The following is a 20,014-nucleotide window of genomic DNA, read 5'->3' as shown; positions in this document are numbered from 1 at the left end:
GGACGGAGGGGCGGGAGGGTCAGGAGCGGATCCACTCGGCGGAGAGGTTGCAGGCGTAGCCGGAGCCGCCGAGGGTCTTCACGGCCGAGGTGTGGTTGTGGAAGCCCGCGAGCTGGAGGGTGTCTCCGGCGACGAGCCGGACCACTCCGCCGCCGCCCACCGAGATCGCGCCGTTTCCGGCGGGGGTGAGCCAGGTCATCCGGGACTGCCCGGCGCCGCTGACGAGGACGCGCGCCCCGCGCATGCCGGTCTGGGCGTCGTTGGCGAAGGTGGCGTGGGCGGAGATCCGCCACCAGCCGGCGCGCTTGACGGTGTAGGTGGTGCTGCCGTTCCACCCGGCGGCGTCGTCGACCTCGACGGTCGGCAGGCTGAGCACGGTCCAGGCGTTGCCGGGGATCGACTGCTGCTGCTCGGTCAGCCACTGGGTGGCGCTGAGCAGCTGCACCGAGGTGCCCTGGACGTGCTGCCAGGCGGTGCCGTCCCAGCGCTGGAGGCCGCCGGACTGGTCCCGGAACTGCCCCGGGTAGGAGCCGGTGGCGGTGGTGGCCGGCGCGATCCCGCCGATCGCCTTCGGGTACGAGACCCAGGTGGTGCCGTCCCAGCGCTGGAGCAGGCCGGCGGCGTCGCGGTACTGGCCGGTGTAGGCGCCCTTGAAGCCGCTGGTCGGCGTGATCCCGCCGAGCGCGACGACGGGCCAGTGCAGGGTGGTGACCGCGCCGCCGGTCCAGGCGATGCCGCCGGTGCCGGCGGAGGTGCCCTTGGGCACGCGGACCGCGTACAGCGGCAGCACGCTGCCGGGGCCGCTCGCCGGGACGGCCGGGGTGGCGCTCGGCACGCCGGTGACCAGGCGGATGACGGCCTCGGTGGTGCCGGTGCGGTCGTAGGCGTCGTCGACGACGGCCAGTTCGACGAGGTCGACGCGGTCGTACTGGGCGTTTCCGTCCTCGAAGGTCAGCGGTTCGGGCGCGGTGGCGGCGACGAGGTACGCGCCCTGGGCGGTGTCCTTGCCCTGGACGATCGCGCGGCCGGTGCCGATGGTGGCCTGCATCGGGGAGGTGCCGGTCAGCGTGAAGCCGCCGGGCAGGATGCCGGGCCGGGAGCGGAGCGGCGTCTCCTCGGCGCTCTGGCCGCTGGGGGTGAGGAGGGCGGCGAGGGCGAGGCGGGTGTCCTCGCGGGTCTGCCCGGTGGACTGGAGCCAGGCGGCTCGTACGGTCATGGGGTCACCTCGGGTCGGGGAGGTTCGGAAGGGGCCGGAACGCCGCCGCCCCGCCGGACGACGGGGACGTCCGACGGGGCGGGGGCGGGGCCGGTGCGGGGCGTGGGCGTGCCGCCGGGGCGCGGGCCGGGCGCGTACGGGGGCCCGGCCCCGGGGGGCGTACGGGTGTTCAGCGGGGTCCGGGGCGCGCGGGCCGGGCGGTGGGGGTCACCACTCGGCGCTGCGCCAGCGGACCGTCATCTGCGACTCCTTCGTGCCCTCCTCGGGGCGGAAGGACAGGTCGCTGCGGCCGGGCTCCAGCACGAACAGCTCCTCCGGGGTGGAGTCGGCCATCGCCGTGTGCAGCCGGGAGGCGGAGTTGTTGAGCGTGACGGTGCCGGCGCGGGTGTCGACGGTGAGCTCGTCCCCGGCCGCGAGGTCGATCGCGTACCGCAGCCGGCGCCGGCTGACCCGCTCGGTGACGCTCGGCATCGAGCAGGGGCCGCGGAAGACGATCACCGGGTGGGCGGGGGCGGAGCCGGCGTTCTCGACGACGGCGTCGCCGGTGGACTCGGCCCGGCCCCAGTCGAGCGGCCACTGGAGCCCCTCGACGCCGTCCTTGACCCACACGAGCCCGGTCTCCGGCTGCGGCGGGGTGGTGGTGGCGACCTGCTCGTTGACCGTGTAGCGGCGCGGGTCGGCGGCGAGCCACTGGACCGACATGCGCGAGCTGCCCTGGGTGGCGAAGCCCTGGTCGGCGGGGACGACCCGCTGGGCGATCCGGGCGCGCACGGCGAGGGTCTCGCCGTGCAGCCGGACGGCGAGCCAGCGTTCCTCCTCCAGCAGGCCGAGCGCCTGGCGCAGGGCCCGGACGGCGTCGGCGGCGGAGCCGTGCTCGGGCACCAGGACGATGGTGCCGCCGGCCTTGCGGGGCTTGGCGTAGCGGGAGCCGGGCCAGGCGCCGTGGGAGGTCGGGCGGTCGGCGTCGGAGGAGTCGTACTCGGGCAGGTCCTCCCAGCCGGTCAGGCCGGACTTGTCGACGGCGAAGGGGGTGCCGGGGCCGATGAGGAGTCCGGCCCACTGCATCTGCCCGTCCTGGGTGATGAGCGAGCCGGGCGCGAGGTCGGCGGTGAAGGTGTTTCCGGTGTACGGGCTGGTGGACTCGGCCATGGGGGCCGTCACCTCACTTCGGGGTGGGCGGGGTCGTCAGGTCAGGACCGGATGGGCGGAGCCGGCTCCGGCGTGGGCGGTGAGGAGGAAGTACAGGTCCTCCGCCGCGGCCCGGGGGCCGGCGCCGGGCTCCTCGCGGAACTCCCGGACGCGGTGGGGCGGCGGGGGCGCCTCGGTGAGGGCGGGGACCCGCCGGTTCTCCAGCCGGCCGAGCGTGTCGATGCGGTACTCGCCGGCCTCGGGGGGCGCGACGATGCCGCCCTCGGCGAGCATGGGGAGCTTGTCGAGGGAGACGCCGAACTTCTTGCCGGTGAGCGGGATCTTGAAGCTCAGCTTGTTGAGGCCGTCGATGATCCAGTTGGCGAAGGCGATGAGGCCGTTGACCGGTCCCTTGACCACGCCGAGGACGGCGCTGAGGCCGCCCTTCACGAGGTCGCCGATGCCCTTGAGGGCCTTGGAGACGGCGTCCTTGGCGGTGCGGAAGAAGCCGGGGATCTTGTCGGTGATCCAGCGGACGACGGGCTGGACGGCGCTCTTGACGCCGCCGATGGTGCGGGAGGCGATGGAGCGCAGGGCGGTGGTGGCGGAGCGGACGGCGGAGCCGATCCCGGAGATGCCGCCGACGGCCGCGCCGACGACCTTCAGGGCGGTCCTGAAGACGGTGAGCCAGGCCTTGACGTAGGTCCCGATCGCGGTGCCGATGAGCTTCAGGACCGGCTGGAGGAAGTTCCAGACCGACTGGAAGCCCTTCAGCGCCTGCTGGAAGACCTGCCGGATGATCCGCTGTCCGGTCTCGGAGGTGAGGGCCAGTTCGATGAGGTACGCCGCGATGGGCACGATCAGGCCGATGACGAAGCCGAGCGGGTTGGCCCGCATGGCGACGTTGACGGCCGTCATGGCGATGGCGGCGATGGTCATGGCGGCGCCGAAGGAGCTCATCAGGCCGCTGAGGAGGCCGGCGACGGGGAGCAGGGGCAGCAGCAGGGCGAGGAGGCCGCCGGCTCCGGTGCCGAGCTTGGCGGCCGAGCTCCTGGCCCGGGCCGCCTTGCCGCCGAAGCTCCGCACCCCGGTGCCCGCCCGGGAGCGGCCGAGCTTCGCGGCGGCTCCGGCGGCGGCCGTGGCGCCGCCCGCGAAGGCGCGTACGGGGGTGGCGGCCGTCCGGGCTGCGGTGCGGAGCCGGTCGGCGCCCGAGGCCGCCCGGTCGACGGCCTGTTTGACCCGCAGGACGGCCCCGGCCGCCTGCGCGGCGGCGCTGGTGAGCCCGGAGAAGGCCGCCGCGCTCCCCGCGAGCGGGTTCAGCGGCATCGCGGCGGCGCTCATGCGCGGGCTCCCCGCGCCTTCACCAGGTACATGAGGGCGTCGGCGGTGGACTTCGGGTCGCTGCCGCGGGCCGCGTGGTAGTGCTCGATGTGCAGTCCGCCGCCGGCGGAGGCGGCCTGGCCCTGGGCCTGGCGGGCCCGGCGGGCGGTGAGGGCGAGGAGCCGGTCGAGCTTGGACAGCGGCAGGACGGCCTCGGCCTCGCCGGCCTCGGCGAGGATGGCGGGGACGCCGCCGGTGCGGGGCATGACGACACCGCCGGTGGCGAGCATCGGGATGGTCGGGATGCTGACGCCGAAGGTCTTGCCGCCGACGACGGGGACCCAGCCGGGGACGCTGACCTTGACCTTGTTCAGGGCGCCGATCATCCGGTTGATGAGGCCGATGACCGCGTTGATCGGGCCCTTCACGCCGTTCTTGATGCCGTTGAAGGCCCGGCTCGCGATGGACTTGAGGCCGTTCCAGATGGACGACATCTTGTCCTTGACGGCGCTGAACGCCTTCGGGACGGCGCTCTTGATCCAGTTGACGACCGGTGTGATGACGCGCTTGATGCCGTTCCAGACGGTGCTGATGACGGTCTTGATCGCCTTCATGACCGTGGTGATGACCGTCTTCCAGATCTTCACGTAGGTCTTGATGACGGTGGCGACGGCCTTGACGACGGTGGAGATGGCCTTCTTGATGCCGTTCCAGACCGTCTTGATGAGCGAGCCGGCCTTCTTCATGATCGGGCCGACGGCCTTCATGACCGAGCTGATCACGGTCTTGATGGCGCCGAACGCCTTCTTCATGATCGTCTGCATCGTCTTCGAGCGGGTCGCCATCTCGACGACCGTCTCGATGAGCGGCATGAAGAGGTCGAGCAGCCGGGCGAGGAAGTTGCCCTTCATGGACTTGTTGAGCTTGTCCTGGCCCTTGGCGGCCTTGTCGGCGCCGGACTGGAACTTCCCGAGCTGCGAACCGGCGGTCCGGCCGGTCCTGCCCGCCTTGGCCATGGACCGCTCGGCCTGGTCGGCGGCGGTCTTCAGGCCCTTGAGCTCCTTGGCGGAGCCCTGGGCGGAACCCTTGATGCCGTTGATGCCCCGGCTCGCCGTCGAGGCGCGCTGACCGAGGGTCGACGCGGCGCGATCGGCGGTGTCCGAAGCGGACTTGAACTGCTTGAGGGCTCCTGAGGAGTTGTTCAGGGAGCGTACGAGGGACATGGGCGTCTACCTCTGCTAGCGGCCGTGGGGATGCCGTGGTTTCGGGGGGTCAGGACAGGGCGGCGGTGAGGAGGGCGACCCGTCGTTCGAGGAGGGTGACCTGGTTCGTCGTGCCCTGGAGCGCGGGCGAGGACTCCATGTGCCGGATCTGCTGCCGGGAGACGTTCCGCGCCCGGTCGAGCTTCTTGACCGTCTTCTCCAGCTTGCTGATGCGGAGGTTGGAGTTCTTGATCTTGTCGCGGGTGCCGTGGTGGTAGTCCTGGAGCTTCGCGAGCGCCTTGTCGACCCGCTGGGCCTCGCGCTCGCGCTTCTCCCGCTCGGCCTTGGAGACCCGCCAGAGCATGCCCCACCGGTTGCGTTCGATGTTGACCTTCTTGAGCAGGCCCTCGACGACCGGTTCGAGGCTGTACAGGGCGGGGAGGCCGAGCGCGATGATGTCCCAGGAGGCGTGGACGGCCACCACCTCGCCCTTGAGGGCCGCGTGTTCGCTCGCGAGCCGGGTGATCTCCTGCTTGATCGCGATGGTCTCGTGGCCCCAGTACTCCTTGCGGTCCTGCTCCTTCTCCTTGTCCTCCTTGTCCCGGCCGGCCTCCTTCTCCTCCAGGGCTTCGACGCGCTGGACCAGCGTGGGGGCCTTCTTCTCCTCGGGATCGGCCATGGGGTCCTCCTGCCGGCCCCCGGGGAACGCCGAGGCCCCCGACTCCGGTGCGGAGGCGGGGGCCTGACGGGGCGGGGGCGTGTTAGTCGCGGGTGTGGCGGTGCTTGCGGAGTTCGGTCCGGGCGTCGTTCCACCCGGCCTTGTACGCGTGGATCTCGCGAGCCGCGACCTCGGCGTCGAGGGTGGCGAGGAGTGCGCGCTTGTCGAAGGGACCGGGTCCGCCCAGCAGCTCGTCGACGAGGTCGTGGAGCGTGCTCCCTGTGCGGCTTCCCCCGGTCTGGGACGTCATGTTGCCCTGCCTTCCGATTGCCTGTGTGCGATGCATTCTCGAACAGTCGTTCGAGTTTTGTCGAGTGGGAAAGGCTTCCGGCGCGTCCTTCGTCAGGTCGTCCGCCACATCCGGATGCCCGATCGACACGTCTGTTCGAGCGGGTAACCTGGAGGGCGCGTCTCGGATCCGACCACTCCGAGGGGCCGGGGCGCGAGGGGCGCGCGGGGGATCCCAGGGGGCTGGAAGGCAGTACGGACGCATGGACACGGATCCGGGAGCGCACCGGCGGGACGGGGTCGTCGACTGGCTCGCGGCCCATCCCGATCTGCCTCACCTCTTCGCTCACCTCTCCGAACTCGTGCACCGCTTCGGGTACGCGCCCGGGGACCTCGTCGTCGTCCCCCGGAGCGAGGTCGACCGCCGCGAGACGGCCGCCTTCACGGCGGGCTGGGCCGAGGCCGTGTCGGACGAACTCCCGCGCATCCGGAGGGAGTACGAGAAGCGCGTCGCCGACGCCTACGCCCAGGGTCAGGAGGACGCCCGCGGGATACGGCGCCCGCAGCGGCGCTCCTCCGGGGGGACGGACGGCGCCCGGGTCATCGCCCTGCCCTTCGCCCGCCTGCTCGAACCCCCGGCCGTGGTCGTCGAGGTCGAGGAACGGGTGCGCAGGGAGCGCGAGTCCTTCGAACGGCGCGCCGAGCCCGCCCACGAACAGGAGGCCGACGCGGAGTCCTTCGCCCGTCCTGACGCGGAGTCCGTTCAGCGATCTGACGTGGAGTCGGTTCGCCGGACTGACGCGGAGTCCGTTCAACGGTCTGACGCGGAGTCGGTTCGTCGGCCCGGCGCGGAGGCCGTACCGGAAGCGGGTCCCGGGCGGGAGGCCGGGCCCGTGCCGGAGCCCGAGCTCGAACACCAGAAGGAACCCGAGCCGGACCTCCTCGTGACCGCCCAGGAGAGCCGGGCCCGGAGGAACGGCCTGCCCGTGCGGAAGGTCGTCCGGGGCAAGGGCGGACGCCCGATCGTGCCGCCGCTCGCCGGAGTGCCCCACCAGGCCCAGGCGGGCGGCGAGCGCCGGCCCGCGGACCCCGCCGAGGCCGAGTCGCGCACGGGCCGGGCGCGCAGCCTCTCCGACCGGGCCAGGGCCCTGGAGGAGGAACTGGCCGCCGAACGAGCACAGGAAGCGCCCCCGGAGCCCGTTCCCTGACGGGACGGGTCTCCGGGGGCGCGGGTGCGGAGGCGAGCGGGACGGGGTTCAGCCGAAGAAGCGGGCGAGGTCCGTGGGGGACACCGCCTCGGCGGCGCCGCCCGGGGCGGACCCCGTCCCCCCGGCGTCTCCCGCGCCCGCCCGGTCCCGGCCGGAGCCGGTGCCGGCCTCCGCTTCGGCCTCCGCGTCGACCGGCCGCGGGACCGGCACCGGGGGCTCGGGCGGATCGTCGTCCTCGCCCGTGTTGACGCAGGCGAACATCCAGTTGGCGACGGCGAGGTGGTCGACCGCGGCCGCCAGCAGGTGATCGGAGACCGACCACTCGGCGGCCTCGCCGTGGAGGGAGCGCTGCAGGGCACCGTCCCGGGGGAGGTGCCGGATCAGGAGCAGGAGCCGGCGACTGGACAGTTCACCGCGGTGCCAGTCGAGCAGGTCCGTCCCGTAGTAGCGGAGCAGGTCCGCCTCAAGGGCCTCGGCGTGTTCGTCGACGAACTCGACGAGGCTCAGTCTTCCCCCAGGCCGAGCCCGGTCTCCTTGCCGTACGCCTCCAGGATGGCGGCGATGTCCTGCATGGTGACGTCGTGTTCCTCGAAGCGGGCGAACTGGTCCCCGCCCATCAGGAGCGCGAGCAGGCCGTCCACGTCGTTGTCGTCGAGCTTGCGCAGCGCCTTCGCGGTCGCGCGCGAGAGCTCCGTCGGAAGGGTGAAGGTGTCGCCGTCCAGCTCGAAGGACCAGGCGCGGCCGTGGGCCTCCTGGCGCTGGGCGCGGGCGGCGTTGACGTCGAAACGGGCCATGGCGATGCGTACTCCTCGATCGGGTGAGTGGGGTGGGGAAGGTCCCCGGGGCGGGACGGCGCTCGGCCGCCCCGCCCCCGGGGGGTGGATCAGGCCGAGGCCGTGCCGTACTGGTTGTCCTTCATGAGGAAGGTCGCCAGCGGCTTGCCGTCGCCGTTCGACATCGCGGTGAAGGTGACGCCCAGGGTGGACGCCGCCTTGCGGGCCAGCTTGATGTCGTCGGAGGCGGTGACCTGGCCGCGCGGGATGATGAAGCGGTAGGTGACCGCGACGCCGCCGACCTTCACGTCGGTGAACTCCAGGCCGAGGGCGCGGGCGTCCGCGTACGGCCGCTCGGCGATCTCGTACTTGTACGTGTCGGTCGACGCGGCCGGCTCCGCCTCGACCTTGCCGCCGCCCATGAAGAACGGCAGCGTGTCCTCGTTGAACTGGAGCATCGAGAACTTCAGCGAGAGGTCGCGGCTGGAGTAGATGAAGTGCACCGGGGAGACCGACTGCCAGGTGTCGATCGGCTCCAGCTTGTCCTTCTTGGAGAAGGTGACGCCGTCGCCGGTGGTGTAGCCGAGGTTCGTCCAGGTCGTCGCGGCCCAGTCGGTGGCCGGGTCGGAACCGAAGGCCGGGGCGGTCGAACCGGCGGCGGCCACGAAGAGCTTGCCGGTGCCGGCGACGCGGATCTCGGCCGAGTTGTTTCCTGCCATGGTGGTTTCTCCTTGTGATGGGGTGGGGCGCCGCGCCCGGGCGGAGGGAAGGGAGCCCGGGAACGGCGAAGGCCCCGCCGGACGGCAGGGCCTCGTCGATGGGGCCGGACGGGATCCCGAAGGGTCCGGCGGCGCGTCAGAAGACGCTCAGGGAGAGGCGCAGCACGCAGAGGTAGCGGTTGGCGCCCCGGTAGAGGTAGTCGGGCAGCCAGCGCGGCCCGTCCTGCTCCTCCACGTCGTGCACGACGTTGACGCCGATCCGCTTGCCGAGGGTGGCGAGCAGCGCGCGCCGGGCGCCGTTGGCGAGGACGTGGGCCTCGTTCTTGGTCGGGCCGTACACCTCGAACTCGATCAGCGGCATGTCGACGTGCAGGTCGCCGATCCAGGCGCCGCCGCGGCGGTTGACCAGGACGGCGGCCTGGGTGCCGTCGAAGCCGGCGGGCGCCTGGACGGCGATCACGGCCCCGGCCAGCGCCGGATCGGCCTTGAGGACGTCGACGACCAGCTTCTCGACGTCCGGGAACGCACTCGGGGGAGTGGTCATGACGGTTCTCCTCGGGAGGGGACGGACCCGCGGGGCGCCCGGGGCGCCCGGGGCGCGGGATGCGCGGGATGCGCGGGAAGGGAGGGGGTGCGGGAAGGGAGGGGGGTGCGGGTGGTGCGGGTGTGGAGGGCGCGCGGGTGTGGAGGTGGCGCGGTTGGTGAGGCGTGCGCGGGTGGTGCGGGTGTGGAGGTGGCGCGGAGCGCGCGGGTGGTGCGGGGTGCGCTGGTGGTGCAGGTGGTGCAGGTGGTGCGGGGGCGCGGAGGGCGCGCGGGTGGTGCGGCGCGGGGTGCGCGGGGCGCCGTCCGGGGGCTTTCCGCGGGGGAGGGGGAGGGGCGCGGCAGCGCGCCCCGGACGGCGGACGGCGGAGCCGCCGCCCGTCCCGCGGGCGCAGCTCCGCCGCTGCGCCAACTGTGACAGAGAGCGTGCGTGCACGCAACTAGTTCGGTGACCGGCTCCGCCCCGCCCTCAGGCATACGTCCCTGACCTGCGGCGATGCCTTCCACGGAGCCGGTGCCCGCCGATAGGTTGGCCCTCCCCGACCCCCGAGGAGCCCCCCGTGTCCGCCGACCGTCCCCGCCTGCTCTACGTCACCGACCTCGCCTACCCGGCCCGCGGACGCCGCTACTGCGACGAGGACATCGACCTCACCGCCCGCCTCCGCGCCTCCTTCGACCTCGCCCTCTGCCACCCCCGCGACGCCGCCGCCCTCATGGACTCCTTCGACGCCGTCGTCGTCCGCAACAGCGGCCCGGTCCTCCACCACCAGGAGGCGTACGACCGCTTCCGCGAGCGCGCCGCCGCCCTCGGCACCCGCGTCTACAACCCGCTCCACGGCCGCGGGGACATGGCGGGCAAGCAGTACCTCCTCGACCTCACCGCCGAGGGCCTCCCCGTCATCCCCACGGTCGACCGGCCGGAGGACCTGCGCCTTCTGCCCGAAGCCGGGGAGTACGCGGTCAAGCCCAGGGCCGGCGCCGACTCCATAGGGCTGCGCTTCGTCCCGTACGCCGAACTCCCCGCCCTCGCGGCCGGCGGCGGCCTGCTCGTCCAGCCCCGGATCGACTTCCGGTACGAGGTCTCCTTCTACTTCGTCGACGACCGCTTCCAGTACGCGCTGTACGCCCCCGACCCCGCGCGCCGCTGGGAGCTGGTGCCGTACGAACCCACCGGCGCCGACCTCGACTTCGCGCGCCGCTTCGTCGCCTGGAACACCCTGCGCCACGGCGTCCAGCGGGTGGACGCCTGCCGGGCGCCGGACGGCGGGCTCCTCCTGGTCGAGCTGGAGGACCTCAACCCGTACCTCTCCCTCGACCGCGTCGACGAGCCGGTCCGCGCCCGCTTCACCGAGGAGCTGACCCGCTCGCTCCACGACTTCCTCAAGGCGTGACCGCGTGACGGCGTGACGGCGTGACGGCATGACGAAGCACCCCGTGTCCGGTGTCGGACACGGGGTGCTTCGCCGGTGGCGGCGGAGGGCCGGGGATCAGGCGGTGCGGGTGCGGCGGCGGGTCGCCCGCTCCGCCGCGAAGACGTCCTCCAGGCGGAAGAGCTGGGCCCGGCCCGCCTTGCCCGCGGCCCGCAGGTGGCCCAGCTGGACCCACTTGCGGATGGTGGCGGGGGCGACCCCCGCCTCCTCGGCGGCGAGCGGCCCGGGGATCAGGGCGGGCAGGTGGGGGGTGCTCAGCACGCGGTCTCCTCCGTGTCGTCCATCGCCGCCGCGATCTCCTCCGTGCGGGCCCCGGAGGCGTCGGCCAGTTCCGGCCACTCCGCCTCCCGCCACAGGTGCCGGTAGGCGGGGTCGTCCTGGCAGCCGCAGACCGGATCCGCGCACACGCAGGCCGGGTTGACGCAGAGCACCGCCCGCCGGTCGGGGAAGGCGCGCAGCGAGACCGAGTCGCACCAGGGGCAGCGGCCCGCCACCCGGACGACCGTCTCGGCCTCGCCGAGGGTGCGGGCGCACCGGCGGGCCATCCGCCGGACCTCGTCGCGCACGTGCCGGGCGAGGTCGGGGTGGGCCGCGACGCCGTCGAGCAGGGCGACGATCCGGCGCAGCCGGTCGGTCACCCCGGCCCGCGGCGGCCGGGGCAGGCCGAGCCGCGCGTGCACGGCCTCCTCCAGCTCCACCACGCCGTCGGTGACGTCCCGGATGCAGTCCGAGACGTGGAGCCGGATCGGGGCGGCGCCGTGACCGGGCACGGCGAGCCCGTGCCGCTGTTCCAGGAGCAGCGCCTCGCGCCGCTCCTGGCGGAGGAGTTCGCCGGCGCCGGGGTGCGGCCCGGTGGGCGCGGGGCCGACGGGGGAGCGGCGCACGGGGGCCAGCTCCTCGGCCAGTTCGGGGAAGTGGCGGACGAGGGCGGCGGCCCAGAGCGTGATGTCCCGCGGGACGGCCGCGGCGCCGGCGGCGGGACGCTCAGCCACGGGTGCCCCCGGTGCCCGCGAGCACGGCGTCGAGCTGGGCGGCGGCGACCCGGACGTCGAAGGGGTCGCCGGCGGGAGCGACGGCGGGGGCCGCGGCCGGGGCGGCGCCGGCGGACCGCCGGGCGCGGGGCGTACGGGGCTTCACGGCACGTCCGTTGCGCCAGAGGCGGCCCGCGCAGACGCCGTCGAACCAGCTCTCGGAGGGGGCGACGGCCTCCTCGCACTCGCGGGCGACGGGGCAGGCGGCGCAGGCCTCCAGGGCGGGGGCCGCCTGTCGCTCGCGGCGGGCGAAGACGACGGACGGGGAGAGGCCGGCGCACGCGGCGGCGGCCTGCCAGGGGGTGGGGTCGGGCTGGAACAAGACGGTTCTCTCCACGGTCCGGGGCCGCCGGAACACGGGGCACCCCTAGGGGGCCCGGTGTGCGGGAGGCCGGCGAGTGCGGCGGCCAGCAGACTCGCATGTTGCGTGCGAGCTCGCAACTAGCGTTGTGGAGGGTTCTTCATCGATTCGACACTATTGCGTGCCCGAAAGCACGTAATTCCGTGCGCGCAAGCACGCTAGAGTGGGGGACCCGGAGGGTGGGGATGATGAGGGAGCGGTAAGCATGAACACTCAAGGGCTCGACGAGTTCGCCGGCTGGGTCGAAGACCTCATGAGACGGCGCGGGTACGACATCGACAGCCCGCGCGGCGGAGGCAAGTCGCGGATCGCGGACGAGGCCGGCGTCCACCGGGCCGCGGTGACCCGCCTGCTCCAGCGGCAGAGCATGCCCGACCTGGAGACCATGCGCCGCATCGCCCCGCTCCTCGGGGTCTCCGTCCGCGACATGCTGATCCGCTCCGGCCGGGTCACCCCGGAGGAGCTGCCCATCGCGGCGGACCTCCTCCCGCCGTCCGACTGGCAGCCGACCATGGAGGACTTCGCCCGCTGGCTGGGCGTCCCCGACGACCGCATGGGCGTCTTCGTCAAGGTCGTCAGCCAGTTCCTGGAGCCCGACGCCGCCCCCGGCGAGGAGGGGCCCCGCGTGGAGCCCCGCCGCTCGGCCCGGGACTGACGCCCCCTCAAGCCGGCCGGTGCGCAACGGAGATCCGGCGGTTCCCCTTGTCGTGATCCGCACGTTCGGCGTTTCATGGGGAGGTGTGGGCACGGGGGGTACGGATGCGGCGGGGTGAGTGCCGATGTTGCCGGCGCCGCTGAGCGGGGAGTACACGGCGGTACGCGCGCTCGGCGGGGGCGGCGGCGAGGCCGACCTCTTCGTGGGGCGCGACGCGCGCCACGAGGACCGCGTGGTGAAGTTGTACCGCCGGGGCATCCGCGCCGACCGCCAGGTGTGGGACCGGCTCGGCGACCTCGCCCACCCCAGCCTCATGCGGATCGAGCGGACCGGCACCGCCGACGGCCGCGACTTCGAGGTCATGCCGTACCTGCGCGGCGGCACCGCCGCCGCGCGGATGCCCATGCGGACCGGCGACCTCGTCCACGTCGTGCGGCGGCTCGTCGGCGGCGTCAACCAGCTCCACGCCCTCGGCATCGTGCACCGGGACATCAAACCGGCCAACATGCTCTTCGTCGACGCGGGCCCGCAGGTCGTGCTCGCCGACTACGGCATCAGCCGCCTCCTGGAGCGCGCCCGGATGACCGTCGCCTTCACCCCCGGCTTCGCGCCCCCGGAGCACGAGGTGACCCCCGCCTACGACTGGTGGTCGCTCGGCATGTCCGTCCTCCTCCTGGCCGCCGGCGCGGACCCCTTCCACGGCATGACCGCCCCGGCCGTGCAGCAGCGGCTGCGCGAGTCCGACATGGACCTCAGCCGGGTTCCGTCCCTGCTGCGACCGCTGTGCCGGGGCCTCCTCCAGCGGGACCCGGACGCACGCTGGGGCAGCGCGCGGGTCCTGGACTGGGCGGACGCGTACGACCGCCCGACCGCGCCCGGCATCCCGCCCGCCCCGCCCCCGCCCGCCCCGACCCGCCGCGAACCCCCGCCCGCGGCACCCGCCGGGCCCGCGAAGACCACGGCTCCCGCGAAGACCACGACGCCCGCGAAGACCACGGCCCCCGCGAAGACCGCGACGCCCGCGAAAGCGGCTGGTCCCGCGAAGACCGCGGCCCCCGCGAAGGCCTTACCGGGGAAAGCCGTGGCGTCCGCGAAGGCGCCCGCGCCCGCGAAGACCGCCGGACCCGCGAAGACCGCCGCGTCCCCGAAAGCGGCTGGTCCGGCGAAGACGACACCCCCCGCGAAGGCGCCCGCGCCCGTGCGTTCCGCCGCCTCCACGGCCCCGCCCGGAGCGGACGGGAAGGGCGGGCACACCCTCCGGTACGGCTCCGGGACCTACACCGGCGCGCCCGGCGAGCCCGCCCGGCTCGCCCAGGCCCTCCGGGACGACCCCCAGCACGCGCTGGCCGCCCTCCTGCCGGCCGGCGGCGGATCCCCCGACCTCGACGCCCTGCTCGGCTGGCAGCCCCTGCGGGCCGGCCGGACGCCCCAGGAGCGGGCGGCCCTCGAAGCGGAGCTGCGAGGGAGCCGGTCGCGCTGGTACAAGCTCAACCGCCTCCTGCTCGGGCTGGACCCCGCCGGACTGCCGGTGCTGGCCGACCGGCCGCTCAGCCAGGCGGCCCTGGAGGGCGTCTGCCTGGAGGCGGCCGACGGGAACGCCAGGGCGATCGAAGCCGTGCGGGAGCTGCGCGAGGAAGAACTCCTCGCCCTCCTCGCCCGGTTCGACCGCCTGAAGGCACTGGGCGCCGCCGCCGCCCCGTGGCGCCGCCTCGTCCACCAGTGGACGAACGACACGGTGATGGCGAACACCCCGGCGACGGTCCGCTTCCCGCGCAACGAGGCGGTGCCGCCCCTGCTGCTCCTGGCCGCCCTGCCGGGCACCACCGCCCGCCGCAAGCTGGAGGTCCGCGCCGCGGCGGTGACCGTCCCGGCCCAGGTGGAGCCCTGGTACCAGAAGCTGCTGGACCGGATGGGCGGGGAGAAGAGCTCCCCGGGCCTCGTGGTCCGCGCGGTGTGCGCGCCCCTCGCCGCGAAGCAGACCCCGCCCCCGCCGAAGACCGCGCCCAAGCAACCCGCCAAGTCACCGGTCAAGCAGCCCGCCCAGCCCCCCGCCAAGCAGCCCACCCAGCCTGCCGCCAAGCAGCCGGCCAAACCGCCCGCCAAGCAGCCCACCCAGCAGGAGACCAGACGCCAGGAGACGCACCGGCGGGACCTGGAGGCGCTCCGGGCCGGCTCCCGGCTGACCTTCGGCGGACACGAGTACAGCACCGCGGCCCAGCTGGCCACGACGATCCGGCACGACCGGAAGGCCGTCATCCAGGGCTTCCTCGTCGACTGGAAGGGCACCACCAGCAAGAAGGAACTGGCCTTCTCCTGGGAGCTGCTGAGGGAGTGGTCCGCACGCCTCGCGCGGGTGGCGGACGCCCAGAGGCCGAACTGGGACGCCGGGTTCGACGGCGAGTTCCGGCTGACGGACCAGCCGGAGCTGGCGGTGCTCCGCCTCCTGCGCTTCCTCGACCCGCAGGGGACGCCGGTGCTGTGCGGCCGGCCCGTCGCCGGACCGGAGCTGATCGAGGCGTGCGCGGCGGTGGTCAACGGCGCGGCCGGGGCGTCCCACCAGGACCGCAAGCACGTCCTGGAGGTGCTGAAACCGGGCGTGCTCGAAACGCTCGCCCGCTTCCCGTCCCTGGCCGGGAGCCTGTACGGCGTCCAGGCCGGGCTGCGGAAGCTGGAGAACCGGTACGCCTCGTACCCGGAGATGAAGAAGCTGCGGCAGGTGGCGTCGGACCAGGTGTTCCGCATCCCCGGCAGGGCCGCGATGCTCCTCGCGGCGATCGGCGAGCCGGCCGCCGACCGGCTGCGGACCCTGGCCGAGCGGACCGCCCTCGCGAAGGATCCGGAGGTCACCGGACTGGTCGCGCACATGGGCGGCCCGGACAGTCCCGGCGGCCTCGCGATGCGGGCCGTCTACACGCGCCGGGCGGTGCGCGCCTACCAGTACTGGCAGGAGGAGAGCCGCCAGTGGCAGCTCGACGGCGGTCCCCGCTCCGGCCGGCCCAAGCCGGTGAAGCCGCCGCTGCCGCCGCCGGACTCGCTGCTGATCCGGGCCCGCCTGGGGCTCCGGGCCCTGACGAAGGTGGAGGACGAATGAGCGAGGACGGCCGCCGCTGCGCGTGCGGGGAGCCCGCCATGACGCAGGGCCAGCTGGTCTGCCACGCCTGCTTCACGCCGTACGCCCTGGCCCCGCCCCGCACCCCCGCCCCATCCCGCACCCCCGGCCCCGCCCGTACGCCCACCCCGCCCCGTACACCGGATCCGTCCCCTACTCCCACTCCCGCTCCCGCCCCCACTCCCACTCCCGCCCCCGCTCCCGCCCTGGCCCGTGTGCCCGCCCCCGCCCCCACCGTGCGCGGGAGGTCCGGGACTTCTTGGGCCGCCGGGCTGCGGGTGGAGGTGGCCGGGGGCACGGTGGAGCTCCGGCCGGGCGGGTCGGTGACGCTGGGGCGGGACGCCCGCTACGACCCGCGCGTCGCCTTCCTCGCCGACGACGAGGCATTCCCCGAGCTGTCCCGGCGGCACGCCACGGTCCGCCTCGACCACGACGGCACCGCCTGGGTCCGGGACGAGGGCTCCAGCCACCACACCTACCTCGACGGCCGGGCCCTCCCGCCGCACCAGTGGGCCCGGCTGTCGCCGGAGGCGTCCCTGAGCCTCACCGCGGCCCTCCCGGTGACCCTCCGCGTGCTCGGCGCAGGGTGAGGGCGGCCACGGCCCGGCGCAGCGGATGGTCCGCGGCCAGCTGCTCCGCCTGGACCCGCAGCCGGGCCAGCCGGCGCTCGGCGGCGGCGCGCCGCCCGAGCCGGGCGAGGGCGCGGACCCGGCCGAGGCGGGCCGCGTGCATCGCGGGGTGGGCGTGGTGGCCGGAGGCGTGCAGTTCGACCGCCAGCGCCCGGAACGCGTCGTCGGCCTCCTGGGCCCGCCCGGCCCGCAGCTCCTCCTCCGCCGCCTCCAGCCGCCGCCACAGCTCCGTGCGGTCGGGCTCACCGCCGCCACGGCCACGGCCCGGCGGCACGGCCCCCGGCGCCGCCTGCGTCACGTCGTCCAGCCCGGCGGCCACCGGAGTGACCACCGGGGTGACCGCAGGAGCGGTCACCGGCACGGGAACCGGTGTGGGCACCGGCGTGGGCATCGGACCGGGCACCGGCTCGGCCCCCTGCTCCGGTGGGCCGCCCCGGGCCGTCGGGCTGTAGGCGGCGTGCGGGCGCAGCCGGTCCAGCTCGGTGGCCAGGCGGCTGCGCACCGAGCCCGCGCTCGGCCGCCGCGCGGGCTCCTTGGCCAGCACGGCGGCGAGGAGCGCCGCGCAGGATCCCGGCACCTCGGGCCGGTAGCGGGTGACGGGCGGCGGCTCCTCGTCCCGGGTCCTGGCCAGGGTGTCGAGGGGATCCGCGCCCCGGAAGGGCGAGCCGCCCGCCAGCAGCGCGTACAGCGTGGCGCCCAGGGAGAAGACGTCGGACGGCGCCTCCACCGGCCGTCCCGGGGTGGCCTGTTCGGGGGAGGCGTAACCGGGGGTGCACGGGCCGGGGCCGCCGCGCACGGTCAGCCGGGCCGCGTCCGGCATCCAGGCGGTGACCAGGCCGAAGTCGCAGATCTTCGCCCGTCCCGACGCCGTGACCAGGATGTTCCCCGGCTTGATGTCGCGGTGCACGATGCCGTGCGCGTGGGCGGCCGCGAGCCCGTCCGCGACCTGCCGGCCGAGTTCCAGGACCCGGGCGAGGGGGAGCCGCTCCTGCCGGGTGAGGACCCCCGCCAGGCTCTCCCCCTCGACGAGTTCCAGCACGGCGAAGGGCACGCCCGCGTGCTCCCCGCTGTCGAAGACGGTGACGACGTGGTCGTGGCGGAGCGCGGCGAGGGTGTGGACCTCGCGGCGGAAGCGCCCCCGCGCCTCCCCGTCCGTCGCGGTGAGGGTCTTGACCGCGACCTCCCGGCGGAGCCGTTCGTCGTACGCCGTGAAGACGGCGCCCTGCGCGCCGGCCCCGCGCGGCCCCAGCAGCCGGTACCGCCCGTTCAGCAGGACGCCCGCCCCGGGCTCCCCGCCACCGGTCCCTCCGGTCATCGCCGCCGCCTCCTCCGCCCGGGCTTCCGGCCCCCGCCCGGCCCCGGGCCCCGGATCCCGCCGGAGGCGCCGCCGGCCGGGTCCGGGGGCCGGAGCATGGTCGGGGCGGAGTCCTCGGGGCGCGGCGGCGGGTGCGGGTCCCGCTCCCCGTCGTCGGGCGCGAGGGTGTAGCGCCGCCCGCTGAGCAGCAGCTCCACGCCCTCGTACAGCTCCACGACCTGACCCGGCCGCAGGGTCCACTCCCGGCCGGGGCGCAGGGGCACGGGCGGGGCGTCGCGGCGCCGGACGGTGCTGCCGTTGTGACTGGTGTCACTGACCCTGAGGGCGCCCCCGCGCACGGTGACGCGCAGGTGGTCGCGGCTGATCAGGCGCCGCACCCCCTCCTCCAGCCAGGGGAACAGGGCGATCCGGCCGGGCCCGTCGGGGAACCGGCCCACGGTCACCAGGTCGCCCTCGACGACGGTGAAGCGGGTGCGCAGCACGCCGTCCACGCGGATCTTGGCCAGGACCCGGGCCGGGGCGGGCCCGGCGTCGGCGAGCGGGGCGGCGTGCTCCGGGCAGCGCGGGACGCCCTGCCGGTAGCCGGGCATGGGAGCGGCCGCCCGGGCGTCGGGGCCGAACAGCCGGCAGCCGGGCTCGGGGCAGTGCCAGCTCCGCCGGAAGACCCGCTCCCGGACGCCGCTGCCCCGGCGGTCGTGGAGGCCGACGGCGTGGAGCTCGTTCTGCTCCTCCTTGAGGGAGATCCGGGCCTCCTCCACGACGGGCATGATCCGCGGCACCACGGCCACCCCCCGCCCTCCGGCGTCCGGGACGGGGAGCAGGAAGGTGTCCGTGTTGCCCGGGATCCACGGATAACGGCGGTGGAAGTCGACGTAGTTGTCGCGGGACACGACCGGCATGTCCAGCGCGTGGGCGAGTTCGAGGAGCCGGGGGTCGGCCCAGGGCAGCACCTCGACGCGCCCCTCGGCGGCCCACCGGGCGAGCGTGGCGCGCTCGGCGGGGGAGAGGTGCGGATCGGAGAGCAGCGTGCGGTCGACGACGGCGTAGACCTGCGCGGACTCGTCCCGGGCGAAGCCGGCGAGGGCCTCGCACAGCAGGGTCAGGCGCTCCAGGTGGGCGGGGCGGCCGTCGGTGAGTTCGGTGGCCCGGACCACGTTGGCCGTGTCGACGAGGAAGTCGGCGCCCCCGGCGTCCAGTGCGAGCTGCCGTCCCGGATCCATGGGCCGCACTGTAGGGTGCCGGGGCGCGCCGCGCGGGGGGTACGGGGAATTCCGTGGCGGGCAGGAGTCCGGCGCGAGACCCTCCGACGGGCAGGTGGCCCGGCCGGACGATCTTCGCGGCGGGGGTGGCGGGTTCCATTTCTTTTGACCGCAGTCCGTGCGATAGGTACGCTCATGCCTTGTGCCTGGGGTGTGCCTGGGCTCCTGTGCGTGTCCACAACCGCACGGTGAGTCCGAGACCGGCCACCGTGATCCGCACCTTTCCGCTTTCCGCGGAAGGTTCTGCGGGTCCGACACTCCCGACCGCGTGGGTCGGTGAATGTTCCAGGTTAGTAGTACTTACGGCACACAGAAACCGGAGAAGTAGTGCCTACGATCCAGCAGCTGGTCCGGAAGGGCCGGCAGGACAAGGTCGAGAAGAACAAGACGCCCGCTCTCGAGGGTTCGCCCCAGCGCCGTGGCGTCTGCACGCGTGTGTTCACGACCACCCCGAAGAAGCCGAACTCGGCCCTCCGTAAGGTCGCGCGTGTGCGTCTGACCAGCGGCATCGAGGTCACGGCCTACATCCCGGGTGAGGGACACAACCTGCAGGAGCACTCCATCGTGCTCGTGCGTGGTGGCCGTGTGAAGGACCTGCCTGGTGTTCGTTACAAGATCATCCGCGGCTCCCTCGACACCCAGGGTGTCAAGAACCGCAAGCAGGCCCGCAGCCGCTACGGCGCCAAGAAGGAGAAGTAAGAATGCCTCGTAAGGGCCCCGCCCCGAAGCGCCCGGTCATCATCGACCCGGTCTACGGTTCTCCTCTTGTCACGTCGCTGATCAACAAGATCCTGCTCGACGGCAAGCGCTCCACCGCTGAGCGCATCGTCTACGGCGCCATGGAGGGCCTGCGCGAGAAGACCGGTGCTGACCCGGTCGTCACGCTGAAGCGCGCCCTCGAGAACGTCAAGCCGGCTCTCGAGGTCAAGTCCCGCCGTGTCGGTGGCGCCACCTACCAGGTGCCGATCGAGGTCAAGCCCGGTCGTGCCTCCACCCTCGCGCTGCGCTGGCTCGTCGGTTACTCCCGCGCCCGCCGCGAGAAGACCATGACCGAGCGCCTCATGAACGAGCTCCTGGACGCCTCGAACGGCCTGGGTGCTTCGGTCAAGAAGCGCGAGGACACGCACAAGATGGCCGAGTCCAACAAGGCCTTCGCGCACTACCGCTGGTAGT

22 protein-coding genes are annotated in these 20,014 nt (G+C 74.2%); 7 read left to right on the top strand and 15 right to left on the bottom strand.

Going from position 1 to position 20,014, the window contains the following annotated elements; all coding sequences use genetic code 11:
- Positions 1-19: 19 nt before the first annotated feature.
- The 6 genes from ACF1ED_RS25400 to ACF1ED_RS25375 form a co-directional block, all read right to left on the bottom strand.
- Positions 20-1,216 carry a hypothetical protein gene (locus ACF1ED_RS25400; RefSeq protein ID WP_391764133.1) on the bottom strand — a complete coding sequence of 399 codons (1,197 nt, stop codon included), beginning with the start codon at positions 1,214-1,216 and terminating at the stop codon, positions 20-22.
- A gap of 207 nt (positions 1,217-1,423) precedes the next feature.
- Complete coding sequence (locus tag ACF1ED_RS25395) at positions 1,424-2,365, bottom strand: phage distal tail protein (RefSeq protein ID WP_391764131.1); 942 nt, start codon at positions 2,363-2,365, stop codon at positions 1,424-1,426.
- Positions 2,366-2,401: 36 nt separating this feature from the next.
- On the bottom strand, positions 2,402-3,685 hold the full coding sequence (locus ACF1ED_RS25390) for a tape-measure protein (protein ID WP_391764129.1): 1,284 nt from the start codon (positions 3,683-3,685) through the stop codon (positions 2,402-2,404).
- Entirely contained in the window at positions 3,682-4,887 is a 1,206-nt protein-coding gene (locus ACF1ED_RS25385) for a phage tail protein (RefSeq protein WP_391764127.1), read from the bottom strand. Before ACF1ED_RS25385 ends, ACF1ED_RS25390 begins: the two co-directional genes overlap by 4 nt.
- 49 nt (positions 4,888-4,936) lie before the next feature.
- Positions 4,937-5,545 carry a hypothetical protein gene (locus ACF1ED_RS25380; protein WP_391764125.1) on the bottom strand — a complete coding sequence of 203 codons (609 nt, stop codon included), beginning with the start codon at positions 5,543-5,545 and terminating at the stop codon, positions 4,937-4,939.
- A gap of 82 nt (positions 5,546-5,627) precedes the next feature.
- Entirely contained in the window at positions 5,628-5,834 is a 207-nt protein-coding gene (locus ACF1ED_RS25375; protein ID WP_391764123.1) for a hypothetical protein, read from the bottom strand.
- 241 nt (positions 5,835-6,075) lie between these two features.
- On the opposite strand from ACF1ED_RS25375, the gene ACF1ED_RS25370 reads away from it, so the two are divergent.
- Complete coding sequence (locus ACF1ED_RS25370) at positions 6,076-7,020, top strand: hypothetical protein (RefSeq protein ID WP_391764121.1); 945 nt, start codon at positions 6,076-6,078, stop codon at positions 7,018-7,020.
- A gap of 48 nt (positions 7,021-7,068) precedes the next feature.
- Here ACF1ED_RS25370 and ACF1ED_RS25365 read toward each other — a convergent pair whose 3' ends face one another.
- The 4 genes from ACF1ED_RS25365 to ACF1ED_RS25350 all read right to left on the bottom strand — a co-directional run bounded on the left by ACF1ED_RS25365 (position 7,069) and on the right by ACF1ED_RS25350 (position 9,056).
- Positions 7,069-7,281, bottom strand: a complete 213-nt coding sequence (locus tag ACF1ED_RS25365; RefSeq protein ID WP_391764119.1) for a hypothetical protein — start codon at positions 7,279-7,281, stop codon at positions 7,069-7,071.
- A 242-nt stretch (positions 7,282-7,523) separates the two neighbouring features.
- The gene (locus ACF1ED_RS25360) at positions 7,524-7,814 is read right to left on the bottom strand and encodes a hypothetical protein (protein WP_391764117.1); all 291 of its coding nucleotides are present in this window, start codon (positions 7,812-7,814) and stop codon (positions 7,524-7,526) included.
- Positions 7,815-7,903: 89 nt separating this feature from the next.
- Complete coding sequence (locus tag ACF1ED_RS25355) at positions 7,904-8,512, bottom strand: phage tail protein (protein ID WP_391764115.1); 609 nt, start codon at positions 8,510-8,512, stop codon at positions 7,904-7,906.
- Positions 8,513-8,648: 136 nt separating this feature from the next.
- Entirely contained in the window at positions 8,649-9,056 is a 408-nt protein-coding gene (locus tag ACF1ED_RS25350) for a hypothetical protein (RefSeq protein WP_391764113.1), read from the bottom strand.
- A 556-nt stretch (positions 9,057-9,612) separates the two neighbouring features.
- On the opposite strand from ACF1ED_RS25350, the gene ACF1ED_RS25345 reads away from it, so the two are divergent.
- Positions 9,613-10,443 carry a hypothetical protein gene (locus ACF1ED_RS25345; protein WP_391764112.1) on the top strand — a complete coding sequence of 277 codons (831 nt, stop codon included), beginning with the start codon at positions 9,613-9,615 and terminating at the stop codon, positions 10,441-10,443.
- A 96-nt stretch (positions 10,444-10,539) separates the two neighbouring features.
- Here ACF1ED_RS25345 and ACF1ED_RS25340 read toward each other — a convergent pair whose 3' ends face one another.
- Genes ACF1ED_RS25340 through ACF1ED_RS25330 form a run of 3 tightly spaced genes read right to left on the bottom strand, consistent with a single transcriptional unit; the run spans position 10,540 to position 11,835 of the window.
- The gene (locus tag ACF1ED_RS25340; protein ID WP_391764110.1) at positions 10,540-10,743 is read right to left on the bottom strand and encodes a hypothetical protein; all 204 of its coding nucleotides are present in this window, start codon (positions 10,741-10,743) and stop codon (positions 10,540-10,542) included.
- Positions 10,737-11,474, bottom strand: a complete 738-nt coding sequence (locus ACF1ED_RS25335; protein ID WP_391764108.1) for a hypothetical protein — start codon at positions 11,472-11,474, stop codon at positions 10,737-10,739. The genes ACF1ED_RS25340 and ACF1ED_RS25335 overlap by 7 nt, the downstream gene beginning before the upstream one ends.
- On the bottom strand, positions 11,467-11,835 hold the full coding sequence (locus ACF1ED_RS25330) for a WhiB family transcriptional regulator (protein ID WP_391764106.1): 369 nt from the start codon (positions 11,833-11,835) through the stop codon (positions 11,467-11,469). Before ACF1ED_RS25330 ends, ACF1ED_RS25335 begins: the two co-directional genes overlap by 8 nt.
- Positions 11,836-12,079: 244 nt before the next feature.
- Here ACF1ED_RS25330 and ACF1ED_RS25325 point away from each other — a divergent pair, with 244 nt between their 5' ends.
- The 3 genes from ACF1ED_RS25325 to ACF1ED_RS25315 all read left to right on the top strand — a co-directional run bounded on the left by ACF1ED_RS25325 (position 12,080) and on the right by ACF1ED_RS25315 (position 16,228).
- Complete coding sequence (locus ACF1ED_RS25325; protein ID WP_391764104.1) at positions 12,080-12,529, top strand: helix-turn-helix domain-containing protein; 450 nt, start codon at positions 12,080-12,082, stop codon at positions 12,527-12,529.
- A 124-nt stretch (positions 12,530-12,653) separates the two neighbouring features.
- A complete protein-coding gene (locus tag ACF1ED_RS25320) occupies positions 12,654-15,620 on the top strand; it encodes a protein kinase (RefSeq protein WP_391764102.1) in 2,967 nt (988 codons plus the stop codon).
- A complete protein-coding gene (locus tag ACF1ED_RS25315; protein ID WP_391764100.1) occupies positions 15,617-16,228 on the top strand; it encodes an FHA domain-containing protein in 612 nt (203 codons plus the stop codon). The genes ACF1ED_RS25320 and ACF1ED_RS25315 overlap by 4 nt, the downstream gene beginning before the upstream one ends.
- On the opposite strand, the gene ACF1ED_RS25310 is transcribed toward ACF1ED_RS25315, so the two are convergent.
- Together ACF1ED_RS25310 and ACF1ED_RS25305 are read right to left on the bottom strand one after the other, a co-directional pair.
- Entirely contained in the window at positions 16,182-17,582 is a 1,401-nt protein-coding gene (locus tag ACF1ED_RS25310; RefSeq protein ID WP_391764098.1) for a serine/threonine-protein kinase, read from the bottom strand. The two genes, ACF1ED_RS25315 and ACF1ED_RS25310, sit on opposite strands and share 47 nt — an antisense overlap.
- Complete coding sequence (locus ACF1ED_RS25305) at positions 17,579-18,802, bottom strand: FHA domain-containing protein (RefSeq protein WP_391764096.1); 1,224 nt, start codon at positions 18,800-18,802, stop codon at positions 17,579-17,581. The genes ACF1ED_RS25310 and ACF1ED_RS25305 overlap by 4 nt, the downstream gene beginning before the upstream one ends.
- Positions 18,803-19,168: 366 nt before the next feature.
- On the opposite strand from ACF1ED_RS25305, the gene rpsL reads away from it, so the two are divergent.
- Positions 19,169-19,540 (top strand): 30S ribosomal protein S12, encoded by a 372-nt coding sequence (gene rpsL, locus ACF1ED_RS25300; protein ID WP_003948652.1) that lies wholly within the window; start codon positions 19,169-19,171, stop codon positions 19,538-19,540.
- A gap of 2 nt (positions 19,541-19,542) precedes the next feature.
- A complete protein-coding gene (gene rpsG / locus ACF1ED_RS25295; RefSeq protein WP_030494244.1) occupies positions 19,543-20,013 on the top strand; it encodes a 30S ribosomal protein S7 in 471 nt (156 codons plus the stop codon).
- Position 20,014 lies beyond the last annotated feature (1 nt).

The sequence above is a fragment of the Streptomyces sp. NPDC014656 genome (assembly GCF_043084305.1).
In the GTDB taxonomy this organism is placed as follows: Bacteria; Actinomycetota; Actinomycetes; order Streptomycetales; family Streptomycetaceae; genus Streptomyces.
This window is presented reverse-complemented; position numbering and strand designations above follow the sequence as displayed.

What these genes read in the sequence shown, in the direction of transcription:
- ACF1ED_RS25355 (WP_391764115.1), bottom strand. Translation starts at nt 8,512, where the DNA reads ATGGCAGGAAACAACTCGGCCGAGATCCGCGTCGCCGGCACCGGCAAG.
- rpsG (WP_030494244.1), top strand. Translation starts at nt 19,543, where the DNA reads ATGCCTCGTAAGGGCCCCGCCCCGAAGCGCCCGGTCATCATCGACCCG.
- ACF1ED_RS25315 (WP_391764100.1), top strand. Translation starts at nt 15,617, where the DNA reads ATGAGCGAGGACGGCCGCCGCTGCGCGTGCGGGGAGCCCGCCATGACG.
- ACF1ED_RS25305 (WP_391764096.1), bottom strand. Translation starts at nt 18,802, where the DNA reads ATGGATCCGGGACGGCAGCTCGCACTGGACGCCGGGGGCGCCGACTTC.
- ACF1ED_RS25325 (WP_391764104.1), top strand. Translation starts at nt 12,080, where the DNA reads ATGAACACTCAAGGGCTCGACGAGTTCGCCGGCTGGGTCGAAGACCTC.
- ACF1ED_RS25360 (WP_391764117.1), bottom strand. Translation starts at nt 7,814, where the DNA reads ATGGCCCGTTTCGACGTCAACGCCGCCCGCGCCCAGCGCCAGGAGGCC.
- ACF1ED_RS25395 (WP_391764131.1), bottom strand. Translation starts at nt 2,365, where the DNA reads ATGGCCGAGTCCACCAGCCCGTACACCGGAAACACCTTCACCGCCGAC.
- ACF1ED_RS25400 (WP_391764133.1), bottom strand. Translation starts at nt 1,216, where the DNA reads ATGACCGTACGAGCCGCCTGGCTCCAGTCCACCGGGCAGACCCGCGAG.
- ACF1ED_RS25375 (WP_391764123.1), bottom strand. Translation starts at nt 5,834, where the DNA reads ATGACGTCCCAGACCGGGGGAAGCCGCACAGGGAGCACGCTCCACGAC.
- ACF1ED_RS25385 (WP_391764127.1), bottom strand. Translation starts at nt 4,887, where the DNA reads ATGTCCCTCGTACGCTCCCTGAACAACTCCTCAGGAGCCCTCAAGCAG.
- ACF1ED_RS25390 (WP_391764129.1), bottom strand. Translation starts at nt 3,685, where the DNA reads ATGAGCGCCGCCGCGATGCCGCTGAACCCGCTCGCGGGGAGCGCGGCG.
- ACF1ED_RS25320 (WP_391764102.1), top strand. Translation starts at nt 12,654, where the DNA reads ATGTTGCCGGCGCCGCTGAGCGGGGAGTACACGGCGGTACGCGCGCTC.
- ACF1ED_RS25370 (WP_391764121.1), top strand. Translation starts at nt 6,076, where the DNA reads ATGGACACGGATCCGGGAGCGCACCGGCGGGACGGGGTCGTCGACTGG.
- ACF1ED_RS25365 (WP_391764119.1), bottom strand. Translation starts at nt 7,281, where the DNA reads ATGTTCGCCTGCGTCAACACGGGCGAGGACGACGATCCGCCCGAGCCC.
- ACF1ED_RS25310 (WP_391764098.1), bottom strand. Translation starts at nt 17,582, where the DNA reads ATGACCGGAGGGACCGGTGGCGGGGAGCCCGGGGCGGGCGTCCTGCTG.
- ACF1ED_RS25350 (WP_391764113.1), bottom strand. Translation starts at nt 9,056, where the DNA reads ATGACCACTCCCCCGAGTGCGTTCCCGGACGTCGAGAAGCTGGTCGTC.
- ACF1ED_RS25380 (WP_391764125.1), bottom strand. Translation starts at nt 5,545, where the DNA reads ATGGCCGATCCCGAGGAGAAGAAGGCCCCCACGCTGGTCCAGCGCGTC.